This window comes from Brevibacillus fortis (genome assembly GCF_046196545.1).
Lineage (GTDB): Bacteria > Bacillota > Bacilli > Brevibacillales > Brevibacillaceae > Brevibacillus > Brevibacillus fortis_A.
Genome location: NZ_CP176370.1, coordinates 978,462 through 998,563, shown reverse-complemented (window position 1 = coordinate 998,563; position 20,102 = coordinate 978,462). Strand labels below are relative to the sequence as shown.

Sequence of the window (20,102 nt, the reverse complement as noted above, 5' to 3'; positions counted from 1 at the left end):
GGTAGTAACATGTCCAAATTCAAAAGCGCCAAAAACCTGAATCAAAAAGGATTAGCCGTAGCAGGGTTAACCAGCAGTACGGTTGCGGATGATACGCATACCGATGACAACCAAGGATCTTCCTATCAGCATCAACACAACAACGAAAACATGAAGAATCAAAAATAAAAGCAATGAAATGGTTGCCTGGATAGAGTTTCCTTAGTAAGATAGTTTTATGAATATTGAACAACTTGAACTAACCGAAAAGCGAATCAAGATTTTCAAAGCGTTGGCAGATGAGACAAGGCTAGCCATTTTAAAGACCTTGTATCATTCCGGCAACGAGCTGAATTGTACAGAAGTGGGCTTTACCTGCGACACTTCCAAGTCCAACGCCTCCTATCATTTCAAGACACTTAGGGAGGCAGGGCTAATCAAAGTCAGAAAGGATGGGCAAGCACGGTACATGAGCATATATAAAGAAACCTTCGATCAAATACTGCCTGGCTTTTTAGATACCTTGTGATTGGTATCCTTTTTTTGCTCATTAGTTCAAAAGTTATTTAACTATAGAATCATAAAACAAAGAGGAGAGTTTTTTTATGGAGCGCCTATTTTTGATGATCTTTTTCTTCACCATGTTTTTGATCGGTACGAATACCTTTATCATTAGCCCACTGCTGCCAACCTTGCGAGAGTTATATCACGTATCCACGAACCAGGCAGCCTGGCTGATCGGAACTTATGCTCTCGGATTTGCTTTGGCCGCTTTAGTCGCCGGTCCGCTATCAGATAATCGAAACAGGAAACATGTGATGGCAGTCGGTATGCTCGGATTTGCCCTTTCCACACTTGCATGCGCCTTTGCACCTAGTTTCACCGCGATGCTCTTCTTTCGCTTTCTTGCCGGGACCTTCTCTGCCTTTATCGGTCCTCAAGTGTGGGCTGCCATTCCTGTTTTGTTTCCCCCTGCTCGTATCGGAAAAGCTATGGGAATTGTCATGGCAGGTCTTTCGGTTTCCCAAGTGATCGGTGTACCTATAGGGAGTTTTTTGTCAGCTTATCATTGGTCGTTACCTTTTTTGGCTGTAGGAATTGCTTCTCTCGGAGCTTTTGTTCTCATAATCCGAAAACTTCCTGATTTATTGCCTCCTACCTCCATAACTGGACTTGGAACAAACAACGCCCGGGTGGCTATTTTTGCACGTTACATGGATCTGTTGCGACTGCCTCAAGCTTCACGTAGCTTTATCGGCTATTTCGTTTTCATGACGGGTGTCTATGCAGTCTTTTCATTCTATGGCGTATGGCTTTCCGATCAATATCAGCAATCCGTTACCCAAATTGGCTTGATCACTTTAGTTATCGGGCTTGGCAACACCGTTGGCAGCTTACTCAGCGGTTGGTTACTCGAGCGTTGGAAGACAAATACGATTTTGACCGTTGGGTTTCTGGGCAGCGCCCTGCTCTATCTTGTTTTGCCTTACATACCGGGAGTCGGCTTTTTGCAGGTGGTCCTCTTCTTCATGTACTGCTTCGGCGGTGTACTCGTGCCTGTCCTGATGGGTTACTTGCAATCTTTGTCCGACACCTCGCGCGGTACCATATCGAGCTTGGCCAACGCTTGCATGTACATAGGGACTTTCATTGCCTCTTCTTTTGCAGGCAGTTTGTATTCTAATTTTGGTTTCACGGGGGTCAGCACCTTCGCAACCTTCACTTTTCTTATCGCCTATCTTCTCTTTGTTTTGCGGACGGGTAAAGTAAAGATAACCACCCAAGCTTGAGTCCTTTACAATCCCTCTTCGCCTTGCTACGCTATGGTCAAATTCATTTTATCGCAGTCAGCAGGACGGAGAGGGTCAACGTGGATTCATCCCCATCTTTATGGAAAAACAGTTCGTTCCTCAAGCTTTGGCTTGCACAAATGACGGCAAGCATCGGTGATCATTGCTACAGCTTCGCATTACTCTGGTATTTGCTCCAAGCAACCAAATCGGGTACGGTGCTGAGCCTGCTCGCTATCCCGGAAATGGTGGCGGGTCTCCTGTTTTACCTCGTCGGCGGGGTTATGGCGGACCGGTACAGCCCACGCATGCTCATGGTGGGTGCGGATGTTGCGCGAATACTTGTCGCGATCACGGTTGGCATCCTGGTCTACATGGGTGTGGAAGAGTTTGCTTTTTTTCTGGCAGCCCAATTCTTGTTGGGGTTGTTCTCCAGTCTGTTTCAACCAGCGCGTACCGTTGCACTCAAATCAGTGGTTCCCCAAGAGCAGCTAGGGCGAGCAAATGCCATCTTGGATACGACCTTCCGAACGATTCGGATTATTGCGCCAATGTCGATTGGACTGGTCGCTTCGATCATACCGCTGTCTACTTTGTTTTTTGTGAACGCAGGCAGCTATTTGGTTTCCGTGTTGTTCCTTTATGCCATCCGTATTTCGTTGACCGATCAACAACAAGTATCTACTGCAAAAATGACACCCAGCCAGTACGCCCGGGATATTGCCTCAGGTTTACGGGAGCTAGCACAAAATCGTGCTCTGTTCTTGATTCTTCTCTTTAGCAATATGGGCTTTCTCGTCTGGCAGGTCACTTACACGGTGGGATTCCCGTTTATGGCCGAACGGATGCAGCAAGGAAACGGAAGTACATTAGCTGTCTTGTTGGGCTTTTACGGGATCGGCAACTTGCTGGGAAGCCTGTACATGGCGCGATCGTTCTACACTCGCTATTTGTTTGTGATTTTGATTGGTTGGGTGTTTCAGGCAGTCGGCTTCCTGTTGCTTACGACAGGAGGCACCGCTCACTGGATTGCCTTCCTCGGAGCAGCCGTGGCAGGGATCGGCGGGCCGCTCATTGGTATCCCAACCGTGACTGCCATCCAAATCAAAGCGTCCAGCAACAGTACAGGCAAAATTTTTGCGATCAACATGCTCATGTTCACCTTCTTTTGCACATTGTCCAGCAGCCTCGGTGCAATCTGGATGGGCAAATGGCCCGTCGAGCAGCTCTTCCTCGTCAGTGGACTATTCCTCGCTGCCATGAGCTTCGCAGGCTTCCTGATTGAAAAACGAAAACCAACCGCCCAACACCAATCCTCCTCCGCTTAAGACGGAAGGATTGGTGTTTTCTCATTATTTGCAAAAAAACAATTGCATCCGGAATTTTCATGTCATATAATCTGACATAAATAAATCGGTGTCAGGTTATATGACACAGAAAAGAGGTGGATGGATGGAACCTACTGTCGCAAGTCTCTCGTCTGCCATTGACGCCACATGGGTCATGGTATCGGCCATTCTGGTCATTCTCATGCAGGTTGGATTCGCCCTACTGGAAGCTGGTTCTACTCGCATGAAAAACGCTGGTCACGTCGCAGGCAAAACGGTCCTTACCTTCGGCATCTGCTCGATTGCCTTTTGGGCATTTGGCTTTGGCCTGACGTTTGGAGACGGCAACTCCTTCATCGGTCTTTCCGGATTCTTTTTTGACGGCATGCAAAAAGACGCTTTCTCCGCTTTTTCCGCTGCAGCTGTTCCTATCTCGATTCTCTTCCTCTTTCAGCTCGCTTTTGCAGCCGTCTCACTCGCGATCGCCTGGGGCGGTTTTGCTGAACGCGCCAAGCTATCCATTTACTTTATTTTCAGCGTACTGTTTACCGTCCTCATCTATCCTGTCGTCGGTCACTGGGTATGGGGCGGCGGTTGGTTGGCACAGCTCGGAATGCAAGACTTTGCTGGTTCTACGGTTGTCCATCTCCAAGGTGCCATCGTGGCACTTGTCGCCACGATCCTTCTGAAGCCTCGCATTGGGAAATACAATCGCGACGGCAGCTCCAATCTGATTCCCGGTCACAACCAAGTCTACTCTGTCTTAGGTGTCCTGTTTCTTTGGATCGGCTGGTTCGGCTTCAACGCCGGCTCTACGCTCGGCAGCACATCCGGATTTTTCGGCTATATCGCTGTCACTACCAATCTCGCTACCGCAGCTGGTGCTGTCGCCGCTCTTGCTATCTCCTGGATCGTCATGGGAAAAGCAGATATCCCGAGCATGCTCAACGGCGTACTTGCAGCTCTCGTCGCGATTACGGCATCATGCGCCTTCGTCGATCCGTGGGCAGCTGTCGTGATTGGTGCTATGTCAGGTATTCTTACATTTTATACATCCATTTGGTTTGACCGCATGGGGATTGATGATCCTGTCTTCGCTTTTTCCGTGCATGGGGTAGCTGGTATTTGGGGAACGTTGTCCACGGGTTTATTCGCTACCCCGGAGCTTGCCGAAAAGGTCGGCGTAGGCGGTCCTGGGCTGTTTTATGGCGGCGGCCTGCATCAGTTAGGGGTTCAGGCGTTGGGCTTGGCTGGCTCCGCGCTATACGTTTTCGTAGTAGCCTTCGTCATTTTGTTTGTGTTAAAAGTAACCATTGGCCTGCGAGTCACTGAAGAGGAAGAGGTGGTTGGTCTTGACCTTAGCGAACACGGGGGATACGGCTACCCCGAACTACTCCAGCCTGAACGCGTACGACCGGCTGCATCTACCCAAAGCAACACCTCTCACTCTCTCACCTGAACAAGTGGAAAAAATACGGAATGTTGACTCCTTTGACGAGTTGGCCTTATTGCGACGAGAATTGCTGGACCCTTCTCCGTTGCGTCCATTGAATCGCGCAGGGGAATTGGCCCCCTTTTCCATCGTCGTCAATCTGATTCACGACAATCTCATCCGACAAGGGGTGCTGCTCGCAGTGAATGACCTTGCCAAAAGGGGCTTGGGCACCCCTCCCGTCCCTTTTGCCTTTCTGCAATTCGGCAGTGGCGGCCGATCAGAGCAAGCACTCATCAGCGATCAGGATAACGGCCTCGTCTATCAACTGCCAGATCATCTGGGCGAACAGGAAACAGAAAAGATACATGGCTACTTTCAGTTGCTGGGGGCGACGATCGTTGCTGGTTTGGCAGTAGCCGGCTACCCTCCCTGCCAAGGGAATGTCACTTGCCTCTCCCCAAAATGGCGAGGCAGCACCGAACAATGGCTGGACCAAATAGACAGATGGGTCTCTCACCCCACCTGGGAGAACGCCCGTTATTTACTGCTCGCAAGTGATGTGCGTGTCTTATGGGGCGAAGCGGCCATTTTTACTCCCGTCCATGACCGCTTCCGTCAATTGCTTGCAGGAAACGTCTTTTTGCTGAATCGACTGGTGAGCAATACATTGCATTATCGGGTGCCACTCGGAATATTCGGCAGAGTTTTACCCGAAGTCCATGGACGCTTCCGCGGCGCCATCAATGTGAAGTACGGCATTTATTTGCCACTGGTGAATTGCGTACGGCATTTCGCCTTGGCGCATGGCATCTTTGCCAGCTCTACCTTGGAACGATTGGATCTACTCGGCGAGAAAGGCGTCTGGAGCAAAAGCTTTTGTGACGAGGTTGCCGCGTACTTCCGGCAAATTCAAGGTCTGCGACTGATCGCTCCACTCCATTGGGAAGATGGGCAATACACGAGCAATAGCTATATCAAGCTAGGGAAGCTGTCTCCTGACACCCAAGCAATGGTACGACAGTCGATGAAGCTGGCGATCCGCCTGCAAAAAATGACAGAAAAGCTCCCGTCCGTTTTTGGGGGATAGGAGGAGATTCCGTGGCAAAATGGGAATTATTCGGTCGCATTTGGCATATGAGCCGGGCTATGCCAGATATAGCGGATGACAAACAGCACATCGCCTATTTGCGCTCCATCTCCAAAGCGAATAAACCAGTCGATTCCAGTGCCGATATTGCTCTGCACGATCTGGAGGTTGTCGTCGTCGATCTGGAAACGACCGGTTTTTATCCCGATCACGGAGACGCGATTGTCTCGATGGGAGCAGTCGCCATGCGAGGAGAACACCTCCTCCTCGGCGATTCTTTTTATACGTTGGTCAATCCCGGTCGGGCGATTCCTCCACACATCCGTTCTCTCACCGGGATTACCGATGACATGGTTGCCGATGCCCCTGATCTGTTAGAGGCTTTGTCCCGTTTTTTTCAATTCGTCGGAGATCGTCCGCTCGTCGCCCATCACTCTCGCCATGAGCGTGAATTTTTACGGTCTGGACTTTGGAAAACGAGCCGGCGTCCGTTTACCCATCGCATGCTGGATACGATGCTGCTCATCCGCTTGTTGAGCAATCCGATTGGCAACGGCTCGCTGGACGCCCTCTGTGCGGCACACGACATCCCGATCTCACGCAGGCATCACGCTTACTGTGACGCTGTTGCCGCTGGTAGGCTCTGGGCAAAGTATTTGATGAAAGCAGAATCCCAAGGTTTTACAAACCTACGGCAGGTTTACGAGGCCGTACGCTAGAATTAGTTCGAATCATTCAACAAGTCCTACCAACCAACATGAGGGAGAGAATATCATGCTACAGATCAGAGACGCAGTTCTGGGTGACCTGCCCGCTATGCTCGCTATATACAACTACGCGGTGGAAAATCTGGTTGCGACATTTGACTTGGAGCCACAGACGCTTGCCCAGCGCGAAGTGTGGTTTCACAAGCACGGTGACGGACATCCGATCATCGTCGCCGAACACGAAGGGAAAGTGATCGGATATTGCAGTCTGTCCGTTTTCCGCGAGAAGCCCGCCTATCAAAAATCTACCGAACTGTCTATTTATATCGCCCCCGATCAAAGCGGGAAAGGTGTCGGCACTACCTTGATGAGTGCGATTCTGGAGCGTGCCAGACAACTCGAATACCACACGATCGTGAGCGGAATCGTAGGCGGCAATGACGCCAGTGTGAAGCTGCACGAGAAGTTCGGGTTTACATTGGCAGGGAAGTTTCAAGAGGTGGGATTTAAATTCGGAGAGTGGCACGACGTTCATTTTTATCAATGGATGGTCAAGTAAAGCATGCGAAAAGCCGACACCCCTTTCCACAAGGAAGTGTCGGCTTATTTGTTATGTAGGAAGCGAATACCTAAAAGTGGCACATCTTAAGCCAGGGTCTAATCCCTTAGCCCTTATGATATTAGTGTAACCGACGGATGATTATAAGTCTATATCTTTTTGAAAATTTGCACTAAAGTAGGTGTACCTGGCCAGGGAATCAAAAACAGGAGGTAAACCTGCTGTGCAATGGCTGTCATGGGATCTGAACCTGAAGACCAGATTGATCGGCGAGACGCTTTTCAACCTATTGTTTTGGATGTACTTTCCCTTTCTTACCCTTCACTTTAGTGATACCTTTGGCAAAAATGTTGCCGGGTTACTCATGACAGTGCCACCGATAATGAGTATGATCGGCAATCTTTTTGGCGGCTATTTGGCTGATCGATTTGGTCGTCGATATGTCATGCTGTCAGGAGCGTTTTTGCAGGCAGGCATGTTTGTCCTGTTTGCCTTCTCCCTATCTTCTTGGGTCGATTATCTTGCGTTTATTGGAATCGGGCTCGGCAAAGCGGTATACAGCCCGGCGAGTTCTGCGATGGTCGCTGATCTCACCTCAGAAAAAGACAGACGCAGAATCTTCGCTACCTTCGTTACAGCCATGAACATTGGTGCCGTATTGGGACCCGCTCTGGGGGCCATCTTTTTCTTTCAATACCGCGGTGAGCTGTTGTGGACTTGTGCGATTGTGACTTTTTTGTATTCGATTGCGATCTGGCTCAATGTGAGAGAGACACTGCCACAGTCTGTAAAAAGCTCTGTCGCCTCTATCCATTTCCCTTCCATTATGAAGGAGCAATGGCAGAGCTACGCCGTCATTCTACGCGACAAAGCTTTTGCCATCTATATTTTCGCAGGTATGCTGATAACGATCGCCATCGTGCAGCTCGATTTATTTTTGGCAGTCTATGTAAAAGAATACGTCCCAGCGCAGACACTGCTTTCGTGGAAAGCATGGTCACACTCGCTTAGCAGTACGGAGATTTTCGGATGGATGCTGGGAATAAGTGGCCTTCTGTTTGTTCTGTGCGCCCTGCCTGTTACTAAATGGTTTGAGAACTGGAGCGACCGGAATGTCTTCCTCTTGTCCTCCTTGCTATTTGGCATCGGCATGTTTTTGGTGGGATTCACGACGAATGCATGGCTGTTGTTCGGATGCGTGGTCATTTTTACAGTAGGAGAAGTGATGCGCACTCCGGTCGAGCAGAGCTTCGTCAGCAAATACGCACCAGAACATGCACGCGGACAGTACATGGGCGCCTCTAACCTGCAGTACTCGCTCGGACGCTTCCTCGCTCCCGTGACCGTCATTCTTTCGGAGTGGATCATGCCGATTGGCGTTTTTGGGTTTATCTTGTTCTGCTCTCTGTTGAGTGCCGTTCTTTACATGAAGCTATTCCAAATCGTTCAGAAACGCGAGTCAGCTCATTACGGATAAGCTATAGCCGAAAAAAAGAAGTGGTTGAGCAGCGATAACCTCCTGCCAACCACTTTTTTCGTTCAAGATTATAATTTTTTCGGAGCTTCTAATTTCACAGGGTCAACCATTACTTTTATTTGTGCTGGCGTTCCTTCGATCGTTACTTTCACACCGGAAACAACCATTTCTTTTGGCGTTTTTGCAACGTTGGTACTCGCAATGAACTGATCCAACTCCGGAGTCCAGGTAAGTCCAGTGGCTTGGATCATCGCCTTCACTGTATGAACGTCAGGAACCCCTTCATACATGATACCGTCTATTGTTTTTTGATCACCGCTCAGCATAACGCTTACCCATATCGCTTTTTCGTTTGCCGCATTTTCTTGTTTTGGATAATAAAAGCGGTAGAAGTTTGTTTTCTTCTCTAGTTCAAGCGCAAATGGCAACGTGTGAATACCCTTTTCAGCTAATTCGTCTCTTATGCTGTTGTAATTACTCAGGTACGTATTGGTTGTCATATTTTTAAACGCAGAATCAGAATGGTTCATTTTTTGTTCTTTCTCATGTGAAATGCTGTTTTCAATTGCAGTCGTTTGGTTAGAACCTCCGAATACGGTAAGACCCGCGACTACGACTATTGCTGCTACTGAGATGGAGACTGCATATTTTTTCATTCTGGGTTCCCTTCTGGCGAAGCCGCATCGATTTCCTTCGCCCCTGTCATTGTTAGCAATGCTTCATAAGAAACTGGCAAAAGTGATTCCGCAATGCCAGCAGCTGTATAAACGATCGAGAAACGCTTCAAAGAGCGATCCACATAGACAGGCACTTCCTCCTGCAAAGCAAACGGACAAACTGCTCCGACACGGAAGCCTGTCATTTTTTCTACCTCTTCCGGCGTAGCCATCTTTGGCTTTCCTTGTCCAAACGCTGCCTTCACTTGCTTGGGGTGGACACGTACATCTCCTGCTGCCACGAACAAGGCGAACTGTTCATCCACCCGAAACAAGATCGACTTTGCGATTTGGCCGATCTCGACACCTAATGCCTGTGCAGCCACTTCGGACGTAGGCAACGGCTGTTCAAACAATATCGGCTCGATGCTCGAATCATAGCGTTGTACGTAGCTGCGAACCTTTTCCAAAGGGCAAGCTATCATTCCCCGTCACTCTCCATCTCAACTAAGAAAACGTCATCGCCTTGCGACACACTGCCTGTCGTAACAACCGAAGCATAGACGCCGAAGTGATTATTGTGACGCTTGACGCATGCCTTCAATACGGCAGGAGTCATCGCCAACGTATCTGGGTCGATATTGACATATACGCAGCGCTCGCAGTGTTTGTTGACTTGCAAGGTCACATCATTGATTTTGATCTGTTTGCCCAGCCATTTGTCTTCCGCGAACGGCTCATCATCCTCCAGGACAACGACCAAATTCCCCCGAAAGCGACGTGGATCTACCTGTTCTGCACCAATCTGCCGCGCGATCTCTCTAAGAGATGCATCCGTGACCAACAAAATGTGGTCTTCCCAGTTCACGCCGCCTTCTTGCGGACTACTAATCATAGGCGTAATGGAGCGCTTCGCCGTCTCCGCGACATGGGCAAATAAAGCATCATCCCACGTATGTACACTGCCATCTCGGGCTTCGATCCGAATCGGCGGGTATGCTTCTTTTCCTGTCCCTTCGCTCATGCTGGCGTGATACCCGATAAGAGCGGGCACAACATCCGCGCTGAGATACTTACCTTGACGGGCATTGTCCAAAAAATAATAGGCACGGTCTCCATACAAGCCAAATTCATCGACCGTACTTGATGCAAGCTCTTCCCCCCGCATTCCTTTGACAGGATGACGGAAAATGGTCTGCAGCGTTCCTACTTTTTTCAATTGGTTCCCCTCCCCAACGCTTTCTCTATCCGGATATAAACGAATTGCGAACCCGCCCCCAAAACGTCAGTCGCTTATAGCGAGCGAATTTTACTTTGTCTGGTCCCACTCGGCACCGAATGGAACGCACATCTCTCCATACCGCCTGCTCGCGGTCTAATCCGATCATAATCTCGGGATTCATGACAATCAGCTCTACTTCATGATGCTTTGGCAATACGAGCGAGCTGTTGATTGTCCGATACGCTTGGTTATTGATCGAAGCGATCTCGGACAACTGAATCGCCTCAATGGACGGATGAACAATCGCTCCATCCACGGCTTTGTTATAAGCTGTACTTCCTGACGGTGACGATACAATCAAGCCGTCACCGCGAAATGTCTCCAGCTCATCGCCATTTATATAGACGCATGACACCAAGGTAGACAGATTCGCGTTGCGCAAAACCATTTCATTCAACGCCCACTTTTCGTACTGCTTTCCATCTCTTGTGCTGATCCTGCATTGGACCGTCGGGTATTCCGCGATCAGAGGCTCATCGTGCATCAGACGCTCAACGAATTCGTCCAGCTCCTCGGGACGCCAGTCCGCATAAAAGCCAAGATGTCCCGTATGAATCCCCACATAAGACGGCTCAATCCCGTATTGATGTACGGCCTCCAAAAGCGTCCCATCTCCCCCGATGGACAACACCATATCCGGTTGTTCAGCCGGTCCTTTGACGAAGGTAAACGGGCTATTGGCTGCTTGCAGCTTTTCTTTCAAGACTTGTTCAACTTCTCTTGTATAATCATCATTTCGCAGTACAGTCGCAATCTTCATGCTGGTCTGCCCTCACTTTTATCCTTACAAGCGGTCTTGCACGCTCTGTTGTTTGTCTTCACTATACCATAGGAAAAATCGACTTGCATAAAATCCCACTTGTCACCAGCGATCACTCTGAAAAGACTGCTTGCGAAATTGAGATAAACGCCTCTCTGTAGCTGGTGATATTTCCCGAGGAAGCTCATCCCAAGCAAAAAAGCGCATTTCCGCTACTTCTTTGTCATCCTTATGCAAATCTTGGCCAGGTGTGAGGTCGACATGATACAAGGCAATGTGGTCTCGTTTCCCTTCCCGCTCACTGTAAAAAAGATGGCAGAGGGTAAGTCCGTCCGCTCGTATTCCGCACTCCTCCCACAACTCCCTGCGAGCGGCATCCCCAAACGACTCTCCTCGCTCCACCCCTCCTCCCGGCAAATACCAGCCATGGACGTACGTATGCCGGATCAGCAAGACTCCCTTTTCTTCATCAGTAACAATGACACGCACACCCAAGGTGAGAGGCTTGCGGATTTTCCAATACCATTTCGCCACTGCATGGTACCAGGACATATTTCCACCTCGCTTTTTCCATGTGCTACCATTCTTGAGTCACCTATCTTTTCCCTGCCATGGTCAAGAAAAAAACAGGCCTCTCAACGGCCTGTCTCACGCGAGGCGATTCTCCAGCTCTTTGACAACCGCCTCTGCTTTTCGAATCCATCTCGAATCAATTTGTGCGTCCTTGTCTACAGGCTCCTGAAACTGATTCATCAAACCCGAAGCGAGCGCCTCCGTATATCCGATATCTTCCTCTACGCCAGTCTGGTACACATGTCGAATCACAAACGGCCGCCCGAGTTCCAGCCATGCATCCGGGCTGTCGAGCTCGCCTTGCAATACTTTTACAGGCAAGCGCAAAAATACCGTGTTTTTGTCATCCAGAGCCCGGTCGAAGTACCCTTGCTCATAATCCCAGTTGGATAATGTAAAATGCGGCTCAAGCGCTTCACGAAAATAGCCAAATGTCGCCCTCGTGCCTGGCAAGCTGCTGTTTATTTGTTTCATCGTCAATCCCTGCCTTTATCTATTCTGTGAGAAACGTCCACCGTTTTGTTCGTAGTGTGTGACAAAAGACGAGGTTGTACTCTCACATCTACAAAAAGCAGGAAGCCTCCTAAGCCGTGATGGCTTTGAGAGGCTTGTAAGTTCCCCACCATTAAATCAAGACAATTGTCAGGAGTGTAAAGAGCGCCAATGGAATGATTTTACGTCCGTTCCGGCATCTTTTACGTCTTCTTCTCCCTTGAACTTTGGGTAAAACATAGGGCGGTGGAGGTGGCGGTGGCGGCGGACAAAAAAATGGTGGATACGGCGGGAATGGTGGAAATGGCGATAGATTTTGTTCCCAAGGACTTACCTGCGGCTTCTGCTCGCTATACGGACTGACTTGGGGAGCGGGACGGTTACTGCTGCTATAAGGGCTGACTTGGGGTGCTGGGCGATTGCTACTGCTATACGGACTGACCCGAGAGTTGTTGGAACTGCCGAAAGGACTGACCTGACTGTATGGATTGTACTCATCGCCGTAGGGACTGTAGTATGGATTGCCTCCAAAAGGACTGAGATCGCCATAGGGAGGATAACCTGCATACGGATTATAGTTCACATACTGAAAGTAATAATCAGGATATTGCCCCCATCCTCCATACGGCTGCCGATTGGCTACTTCCATTACTTGATAAGGATTGTAGTCCTCATAGTTCTCATAATCATACTCTTCAAAGTCTTCTTCTTCCTCCGCATCCTGATCTACAACTTCGACGTATACGTTCTGATCATCATAATCGACAATGACGCCTTCAAACACTTGCCCGTCAATTGCTTCGATGCGCACTTTTTTCTCAACGTGCTCCTTGCAGATGTTGTGCACATTTTCTCGCATATCCTTTAATAGGCTGACAAACTGAATGTCAGCCTGATACAGGTTTTTTTCAGAATCAGACTGCATGGAAACTCCTCCCCTTCTGGTGTTTCTTTATTACCATATACAAGTGCCCATGGGGAGGTTACCGGAATCTAGGCGTGACTAGCCCAATTTATAGAAAGCGTGCAGGTAAAAATGGCAAAAGGCGCTCCGTCTCCCCTTTTTCCACAAAGTCCGCCATCGATTTAGCCGTGACGGGGGAAAGCAGGATACCATTGCGAAAATGTCCACCTGCGATTGACAGCCCTTCCCAGCCAGGAACGGGGCCCAAGAGCGGCTTGCCATCTTGTGTCGCAGGTCGAAGTCCACCCCAAGCCTCCAGAAAGGTAGCGGAGTGTAGCGCAGGAACATACGGCATGGTCCCTTGCAGGATACTGGCTAATCCTGCCATTGTAACGTCACGCTGGAAGCCACTTTCATCCTCAGTCGCACCAATGACAATTTTTCCATCTTTTTTGGGAGTGATGTAGCCTGTCGTTCCAAATATCACTGTTCGCAATGGAATACCTACGGACGATACGGCCGCAATCTGTCCGCGTACAGGGCGAATCGGCACGGAAACGCCCAGCTTCTCCAGCATCATTCCAACCCACGCTCCCGAGGAAATCACTGTCTGTGCGGCACGCAGTGACCCTGCTGAGGTCTCGATCCCGATCACTTTTCCGCCCTTTACCGCAATGCCGCTCACCACGCAACCAGATAACAGCTTTACTCCTTGCAATTGGCAAGCAGTAGCCAAGGCGCGAAGAAGCATTCGATTGTTGATGTGTCCTTCGTACGGTGAATAGATGGCCGCTTGCACTTGATCGGTCAGAAGTGGCTCTACCTCTTTCACTTGCGCTGTATTCGAGAGCCAGTGCACAGCATGTCCCGCTTCTTTTTGCCAACGGTACTTGTCCTTGAGCTGTTGGACTTCCTCCTCATTTAACGCGACGGTCAGCAACCCCTCCAGGCTTAGCTGTACGTCTCCACCAGTCAATTCCTCTAGCTCCGCTGCCCATTCCGGGTATAGCGCAAGTGACTCCATGCCCAAATCGAGCATCGGTCCAGGTGCCGTGAATTCCTTCAAAGGAGCAAGCATTCCGGCCGCAGCCGAAGACGCCTGACCTCCCCATTCGCCCTGCTCGACCAAGGTAACGCTCACCCCGCGCCGTGACAGCTCATATGCCAAGCTCAATCCGATAATTCCTCCACCCACTACCAGACAATCACTCATCTTTTTTCTCTCCTCACTAAGTTGCGATTACGTCTTTAAAAAACTTCTTGTACGTTGCTGTTGTGGTGTGGAGGAAACAGGAGAAAACGCTCAGCTTCTAGGGCCACCCCCTGGGGGATTGACTGCACGACTCCATGCAAAAAACGAAACCGCGTCCAAAGTGGCACTTTCAGGATGTATTTCAGAGGTGGACGCTTAAGAGCGTGTTTCGCTTTTTGCATTGCGTCTCGGTCGGTGTCCCTAAGATCTTCGCTTATTTCTCCTGTTTCCTCTACGAGCTTTCCTTGTTTTCCGATAGTTTAAAGCTTTAAAAATTATGAAGAATGTCCTTAGTTACGCTAGAGAAGAATATTTCCAGACGTAGCGACTTGTGGAGTCCTACCGAGCGGAGAAGGGGTAAGCGGGAAATAGAAACGCAACGTGCCCGTGCTACGAAAGCGGCTACCACTTTTGCGTTTCCCCGCGAATCCCTTCGGAGCGGGCAGTCCCAGCCATCAGCAGGACGGAGCCTGGAGCCTAGACTGGAAATATTCTTCTCTCCACTACAGCCAGATATATCCTGCATAACAAAAAGCCCACCCGTTCCTGAGCAGGAAAAGGTGGGCTACATACGCATAGGTAACAATAAGCAAATAGCGCTGTCTGCCGGCAACCGTATCCCTGCGCCGGCATGATCCGGATCAGGTGCAATGGGTCGATGGTCGGTTGCTTCCATCCTCTCAGCCCCGCATGAAGGACTCCCCAAGTTGCTTGTTCATTATGATATTCCTTTGTAAGTATAGTCCTGTTTACAACCATCTGACAAGCACGTCCGCTGGTTAATCCTCATCCTTCACATCGTAGCTCTCTGGAATCGGGTCATGACGTGCAGCATCCTCGAACTCCCGAAGCTTGCGAATTTCCTCCAGATGATGATTAAATTGCTCTTTGTTGATGATGTACTCATTGCCGTCATGAACAGCACGGATGCGCCCCTGCTTGATTTTTTCCATAATAAACGTCTCGGGAAGCTCCAAATAGGCAGCTGTCTCCTCGACGGTCAAATACGTTTTATTCTCGCGCAATCTAGCCTCCAGTTCCGCTTTCTGCCGCTCGTAACCCGGCTTGCCCAGTAAGGCAAACATATTGGCTTTGTACGCCTCCACCCCTGGCTGATCAAACGGATTGACGCCTAGCAAATAGCCGCTGATTCCGCATGCCTTTTCAAAAAAGTAAATCAGACCACCGAGATAGTAAGCTGTCGCCTCCGGTATTTCCACAAGCAGATTCGGTACGCCGCCGTCCACATGGGCCAGCACCGTTCCCTCGAAAGCCTTTTTATTGACGTACCCCATTCGTTTGCCAGTCAAAAAGTTCAACCCATCGACGTCAGCGGGGTCCTCCTGGACAGTCAAATCAATAGCGGGCTTCGTCACAGACACAACGGTCTCAAACAAATGCCTCATGCCGTCCTGTATGTATTGGCCCAACGAATGCAAATCCGTTGAAAACTCGGCAGAAGCCGGAAAAATTCCTTTGCCATCTTTGCCCTCCGATTCCCCGAAGAGCTGCTTCCACCACTCCGAAAAGTAGCGAAACTGCGGCTCATAGCTAACCAACAGCTCCACTGTCTTGCCTTTTCGATAGAGTGCATTACGAATCGCCGCATACTGATAGCAAGGATTATCGCGCAAATCCATGACCATGTAGCGTTCGCGTGCATCCCTGGCCCCTTGCATGAGCGCATCCATGTTCGCCCCGCTTACAGCGATCGGCAACAATCCAACCGCGGTCAGGACTGAATATCGCCCACCGATATCATCTGGAATGACAAAGCACTCATAGCCCTCGTCATCCGCCAGCTTTTTCAGGGCTCCCCGCTGTTTATCGGTTGTAATGTAAATTCGTTTTTTGGCCTCTTCACGTCCGTATTTCTTTTCCAGCCATTCCCGAAAAAGTCGAAACGCGATAGCTGGCTCTGTCGTCGTGCCCGATTTTGAGATGACGTTGATGGACACATTTTTTCCTTCTAATACGTCCATTAGATGAGAGATATAAATCGGACTAATATTGTTGCCCACAAAATAAATCTCCGGGAAACGTCGCTTGGACTTCGGCAGCAAATTGTAGAAGCTGTGGCCCAAAATGTCAAGTACCGCTTTTGCCCCTAGATACGAGCCTCCGATGCCAATCACAAGAAGCACATCCGAATCCGATTGAATCCGGGCTGACGCTTGGCGGATTCGCTCATACTCGCCCCGGTCGTATTGATCCGGCCAATCGACCCAACCAAGATAATCCTTTCCGGGTCCAGTCCTTGAATGAAGCATTTGATGCGCAATTTCGATCGCTGGAGAAAGCTGCTCCCACTCATGCTGTTTGACAAAGGCTCGAGCATTGGCGTAATCAAAACGAATCGTTTTGTTCATAGCTCCCCTCCGAGGAACGTCATCTCATCTTTATCTATGATATCACGGCAATTGGCGGCAAAGAACTTTCCGACAAAACGTATCAAAAATGCACTTAATTATGTCCAAAATGTGAACACTTGGCATTTCATGTTACCTTTTTCCAGTACTACCGTAAAACCCTTTCGAGCAATGAAATAATATGGTTCTTACCAAAGCAAGGAGAATGAACATGAAAAAACGATGGTGGATCATCGGTTCCGTCGTAGTCCTCCTGGGCATCGGGGGCGTTGCGTTTTCCATGATGGGATCGCAACAAGCTATGGGAATGCCTGTCAACATCGGCGCACCAACGAAATCAGCTTTGGAAAGCAAGGTTTTGACATCAGGGCTCGTCACCGTAGAAGACAAGCTCAAACAGTACGCCAACGTCACCGGAACCTTACGTGAGTTTGTCGTCAAAGAAGGCGACAAGGTGAAAAAGGGACAAGTGATCGCGAAAATCGACACATCCGATGTCGATAGCCGAATCCTCGAGCTGGAAGCGCAAATGGAATTGGCCAGAGCCAACCTCGCCAAGGCACAAATCGGCAACGAGCCGGAAGAAGTTGCACAGGACCAAGAACGTGTCTCCCAAGCCCAGCGTGAATACGATGCGGCCAAGCGAGAATATGATCGGATGAATCAATTATTCACTTCTGGCGCTTCTACCCAGCAAGAACTGGACAAGTTGAAATCACAAATGGATAGTGCTCAATCTACGCTGAATGTCGCCAAGCAACAGCTCGCTCTCAAGCAAAAGGGGCCACGAAAGGAAGACATTGCCGCTCAGCAAGCCCAAATCAACAAGCTGAATGTAGAAAAAGCACAGCTGAATAAAGAACGAGTCCAAAGTGTCGTCGTAGCACCTATGGATGGAACCGTCATTGGCGTTGCAGCTGATAACGGTCAATACGTCAACAAGGGAACGGAAATCTTGACTCTTGCCAATCTAAACAATCTGTTGATTGAAGCAGATATCAACGAATCCGATGTCAACAAGCTCAAAATCGGTCAATCTGCCACGATTGAAGGCGTGACACTCGGAAAGAAAAAGCTGAATGCGGAAGTAGCTCGCATCTCTCCAACCGCGACCACTACTGCCACCAAATCGGGGCAAGGTGAAAAAACACGCGTCAAAGTCACCCTCAAGCCATCGGGAGATCTATCTGCTTTGAAGCCGGGCTTCCATGTGGACATCAACATCTCCGTAGAAAAAATCGATAATGCCTTGCAGGTACCAATCGAAGCTGTACAGCAAGATGCTGACGGCAGTACCTTTGTCTGGGTATCTGCTAATGGTGTTGCGAAAAAGCAGAAGGTCGAAACCGGTATGGAAAATGAGTTGTTCACTCACGTCAAGTCTGGACTTAACGGTGATGAGCAAGTGATTTTAGGCCCTGTCGAATCCCTGACTGAAGGAGCTCCTGTCATGCCAATGAGTGGCGGCGGCGCACCAATGGGTATGTAAGACGTAAAGAAGGAGGTCAGCCGACGATGCTTCATGTAGAAGGCTTGACGAAAGCATACAAGACGGGTGATACCGTACTGCCCATCTTAAAAGGTGTCTCCCTGCTAGTGGAACAAGGCGAATTCGTTGCCATCATGGGGCCATCAGGATCAGGGAAATCGACGTTTATGAACATGCTGGGCTGTCTGGATCGTCCAGATTCGGGCTCGTATATGCTAGATGGCATTGAGGTCAGCAGCCTGAAGGATACCGAGCTCGCCGTTGTTCGCAACCAAAAGATCGGCTTTGTGTTCCAATCGTTTAATCTACTCGCCCGCTCTACCTCCTTGCACAATGTAGAGCTGCCGATGATGTACGCGAATGTCAGCCGCTCAGAACGGCGCAAACGGGCAACAGAAGCACTCAAACGAGTGGGATTGGCTGAACGCATGGACCATAAACCAACCCAGCTATCCGGTGGTCAAAAACAGCGTGTAGCGATTGCCAGAGCACTGGTCAATAAGCCTGCCATCCTTTTAGCAGACGAACCGACGGGAAATCTGGACAGCCGCTCCGGGGTCGAAATCATGGCCATGTTTCAGGAGCTGCATGCGCAGGGCGTTACGATCATTCTCGTTACCCACGAATTAGACATCGCCCAGCACGCTGAGCGGATTGTGACTTTCAAGGATGGCGTGATCATTCGCGATGAAAAGGTTACGGAGCGGATATTCTCCAAGCCGTCTGACGAGGTGATTGTCACATGAATTTTATGGAAAGCTTTAACACCGCCGTGGAGGGTATCTGGGCGAATAAAATGCGCTCGATCTTGACCATGCTCGGGATCATCATCGGGATTACCTCCGTCATTGTCGTTACGGCACTCGGTGAAGGTGGACAGAGAGCCATCAACGAAGAGATGGAAAAGTTCGGGCAAAACACGTTTAGCGTCTTCATCAATTGGGAGACAAAAGAAGAGATAGCCTCAGAAGATATGACCGTAGAAGATACCGAGGTACTCGGCAGGATTAGTCCAGCCATCGAATACATCGTGCCTTCCAACTCCAGTACGATTGATTTGAAGGGTCCGAAAAAAGAAGAACGCGTCAACCTCACTGCCTCCACTGCTGATTATTTTTCGATGCAATCAACATTGAAGGTGGCAAAAGGGCGACTTTTCAACGAGGTAGATGACAAAGAACAACGTGCTGTCATCGTCCTGGAGGAACCTCTTGCTCAAAAGCTGTTCGGTCAAATGAGCCCGATTGGTCAGCGTGTTCGCTGGGGGAATCAATCTCTCGTCGTAATCGGGACGTACACGGAAGAGAAGTTCAAATTCGATATGGCAACGAGCTATGGGGCGATTATTCCCATCCGTTACGAAATGAGCCTGCAGGAAGAGCCTTCCGTCCAAATGATCATGGGAAAAGCGATCGACAAAGCCTCTGTCGACCCAGCCATGCAGCAGGTCAAACAGTACTTAAGCCGCAAGCATCAAAAGGAAGACCATTACAGAGTTCGCAGCATGCAAGAATCCATGGATCAGTTTAATCAAATGACGGGCACCTTGACGCTGATCTTCAGTATCATCGCAGGTATCTCCCTCGTGGTTGGCGGAGTCGGCGTTATGAACATCATGCTCGTATCCGTGACAGAGCGTACTCGCGAAATCGGGATTCGCAAAGCATTAGGGGCACGCCGACGAGATATTTTGATTCAGTTTTTGATTGAATCGGTCATCGTCTGCTTGATCGGTGGATTGATCGGGGTGTTGTTTGGCCTTGGTATTGCTTCGATCATCGCCTATTTTGCACAGTTGCCGCCGCTTATGTCCTGGAACAGCGTGTTTATCGCATTTGGATTCTCCAGTGCCATCGGCATTTTCTTCGGCCTCTATCCGGCCAACAAGGCAGCCAAGCTCGATCCAATCGAAGCACTGCGTTACGAATAAGGAAAAATGGTTTTTTCCAAAAAACAAGCACCT

The 20,102-nt window shown here is 49.5% G+C and carries 21 protein-coding genes, 1 pseudogene and 1 riboswitch; of the genes and pseudogenes, 12 read left to right on the top strand and 10 right to left on the bottom strand.

From position 1 onward, the window contains the following. Positions 1–9 precede the first annotated feature (9 nt). The 9 genes from ACKKE8_RS05270 to ACKKE8_RS05230 all read left to right on the top strand — a co-directional run bounded on the left by ACKKE8_RS05270 (position 10) and on the right by ACKKE8_RS05230 (position 8,362). Positions 10–168 (top strand): hypothetical protein, encoded by a 159-nt coding sequence (locus tag ACKKE8_RS05270; protein WP_409177243.1) that lies wholly within the window; start codon positions 10–12, stop codon positions 166–168. Between the two features lie 49 nt (positions 169–217). Further along, entirely contained in the window at positions 218–508 is a 291-nt protein-coding gene (locus ACKKE8_RS05265) for a helix-turn-helix transcriptional regulator (RefSeq protein ID WP_017250024.1), read from the top strand. Positions 509–584: 76 nt separating this feature from the next. Further along, positions 585–1,769, top strand: coding sequence for an MFS transporter (locus ACKKE8_RS05260; RefSeq protein ID WP_409177242.1), 1,185 nt, complete (start codon positions 585–587; stop codon positions 1,767–1,769). 80 nt (positions 1,770–1,849) lie between these two features. Further along, a complete protein-coding gene (locus ACKKE8_RS05255) occupies positions 1,850–3,097 on the top strand; it encodes an MFS transporter (protein WP_409177241.1) in 1,248 nt (415 codons plus the stop codon). Positions 3,098–3,221: 124 nt separating this feature from the next. Continuing rightward, entirely contained in the window at positions 3,222–4,556 is a 1,335-nt protein-coding gene (locus ACKKE8_RS05250) for an ammonium transporter (protein ID WP_409177240.1), read from the top strand. Between the two features lie 49 nt (positions 4,557–4,605). Next, positions 4,606–5,619, top strand: a complete 1,014-nt coding sequence (locus tag ACKKE8_RS05245; protein ID WP_409179072.1) for a DUF294 nucleotidyltransferase-like domain-containing protein — start codon at positions 4,606–4,608, stop codon at positions 5,617–5,619. Positions 5,620–5,630: 11 nt separating this feature from the next. Then, entirely contained in the window at positions 5,631–6,338 is a 708-nt protein-coding gene (locus tag ACKKE8_RS05240; RefSeq protein WP_409177239.1) for an exonuclease domain-containing protein, read from the top strand. Between the two features lie 55 nt (positions 6,339–6,393). Continuing rightward, complete coding sequence (locus ACKKE8_RS05235; protein ID WP_409177238.1) at positions 6,394–6,885, top strand: GNAT family N-acetyltransferase; 492 nt, start codon at positions 6,394–6,396, stop codon at positions 6,883–6,885. A gap of 223 nt (positions 6,886–7,108) precedes the next feature. Further along, the gene (locus ACKKE8_RS05230) at positions 7,109–8,362 is read left to right on the top strand and encodes an MDR family MFS transporter (RefSeq protein WP_409177237.1); all 1,254 of its coding nucleotides are present in this window, start codon (positions 7,109–7,111) and stop codon (positions 8,360–8,362) included. A 68-nt stretch (positions 8,363–8,430) separates the two neighbouring features. Here the strand turns inward: ACKKE8_RS05230 and ACKKE8_RS05225 are convergent, their stop codons facing one another. The 10 genes and pseudogenes from ACKKE8_RS05225 to ACKKE8_RS05180 form a co-directional block, all read right to left on the bottom strand. Beyond that, a complete protein-coding gene (locus ACKKE8_RS05225) occupies positions 8,431–9,018 on the bottom strand; it encodes a hypothetical protein (protein WP_409177236.1) in 588 nt (195 codons plus the stop codon). After that, positions 9,015–9,503, bottom strand: a complete 489-nt coding sequence (locus ACKKE8_RS05220) for a YbaK/EbsC family protein (RefSeq protein ID WP_409177235.1) — start codon at positions 9,501–9,503, stop codon at positions 9,015–9,017. Before ACKKE8_RS05220 ends, ACKKE8_RS05225 begins: the two co-directional genes overlap by 4 nt. Beyond that, positions 9,500–10,237 carry an MOSC domain-containing protein gene (locus ACKKE8_RS05215; protein ID WP_409177234.1) on the bottom strand — a complete coding sequence of 246 codons (738 nt, stop codon included), beginning with the start codon at positions 10,235–10,237 and terminating at the stop codon, positions 9,500–9,502. Before ACKKE8_RS05215 ends, ACKKE8_RS05220 begins: the two co-directional genes overlap by 4 nt. A gap of 25 nt (positions 10,238–10,262) precedes the next feature. Then, positions 10,263–11,060, bottom strand: coding sequence for an NAD kinase (locus ACKKE8_RS05210; RefSeq protein WP_409177233.1), 798 nt, complete (start codon positions 11,058–11,060; stop codon positions 10,263–10,265). A 102-nt stretch (positions 11,061–11,162) separates the two neighbouring features. Further along, entirely contained in the window at positions 11,163–11,612 is a 450-nt protein-coding gene (locus tag ACKKE8_RS05205; protein WP_409177232.1) for an NUDIX domain-containing protein, read from the bottom strand. Positions 11,613–11,708: 96 nt separating this feature from the next. Beyond that, positions 11,709–12,107: a YugN-like family protein gene (locus ACKKE8_RS05200; protein WP_409177231.1), complete on the bottom strand. Its 399-nt coding sequence runs from the start codon at positions 12,105–12,107 to the stop codon at positions 11,709–11,711. Positions 12,108–12,258: 151 nt separating this feature from the next. Next, positions 12,259–13,050 carry a hypothetical protein gene (locus tag ACKKE8_RS05195; protein ID WP_409177230.1) on the bottom strand — a complete coding sequence of 264 codons (792 nt, stop codon included), beginning with the start codon at positions 13,048–13,050 and terminating at the stop codon, positions 12,259–12,261. Positions 13,051–13,138: 88 nt separating this feature from the next. Then, positions 13,139–14,242 (bottom strand): glycine oxidase ThiO, encoded by a 1,104-nt coding sequence (gene thiO / locus ACKKE8_RS05190; protein ID WP_409177229.1) that lies wholly within the window; start codon positions 14,240–14,242, stop codon positions 13,139–13,141. Between the two features lie 637 nt (positions 14,243–14,879). Continuing rightward, positions 14,880–14,996, bottom strand: a riboswitch (TPP riboswitch). A gap of 64 nt (positions 14,997–15,060) precedes the next feature. Next, positions 15,061–15,285, bottom strand: a complete 225-nt coding sequence (locus ACKKE8_RS05185; protein ID WP_328141112.1) for an excisionase family DNA-binding protein — start codon at positions 15,283–15,285, stop codon at positions 15,061–15,063. A 15-nt stretch (positions 15,286–15,300) separates the two neighbouring features. Further along, positions 15,301–16,650, bottom strand: a pseudogene (locus tag ACKKE8_RS05180) (glucose-6-phosphate isomerase); the annotation flags it as partial. 211 nt (positions 16,651–16,861) lie between these two features. Here ACKKE8_RS05180 and ACKKE8_RS05175 point away from each other — a divergent pair. Genes ACKKE8_RS05175 through ACKKE8_RS05165 form a run of 3 tightly spaced genes read left to right on the top strand, consistent with a single transcriptional unit; the run spans position 16,862 to position 20,069 of the window. Continuing rightward, positions 16,862–18,139 carry an efflux RND transporter periplasmic adaptor subunit gene (locus tag ACKKE8_RS05175; RefSeq protein ID WP_409177228.1) on the top strand — a complete coding sequence of 426 codons (1,278 nt, stop codon included), beginning with the start codon at positions 16,862–16,864 and terminating at the stop codon, positions 18,137–18,139. A 26-nt stretch (positions 18,140–18,165) separates the two neighbouring features. Next, positions 18,166–18,885 (top strand): ABC transporter ATP-binding protein, encoded by a 720-nt coding sequence (locus tag ACKKE8_RS05170; RefSeq protein WP_047073491.1) that lies wholly within the window; start codon positions 18,166–18,168, stop codon positions 18,883–18,885. After that, entirely contained in the window at positions 18,882–20,069 is a 1,188-nt protein-coding gene (locus ACKKE8_RS05165) for an ABC transporter permease (protein ID WP_409177227.1), read from the top strand. The genes ACKKE8_RS05170 and ACKKE8_RS05165 overlap by 4 nt, the downstream gene beginning before the upstream one ends. Positions 20,070–20,102: the final 33 nt, after the last annotated feature.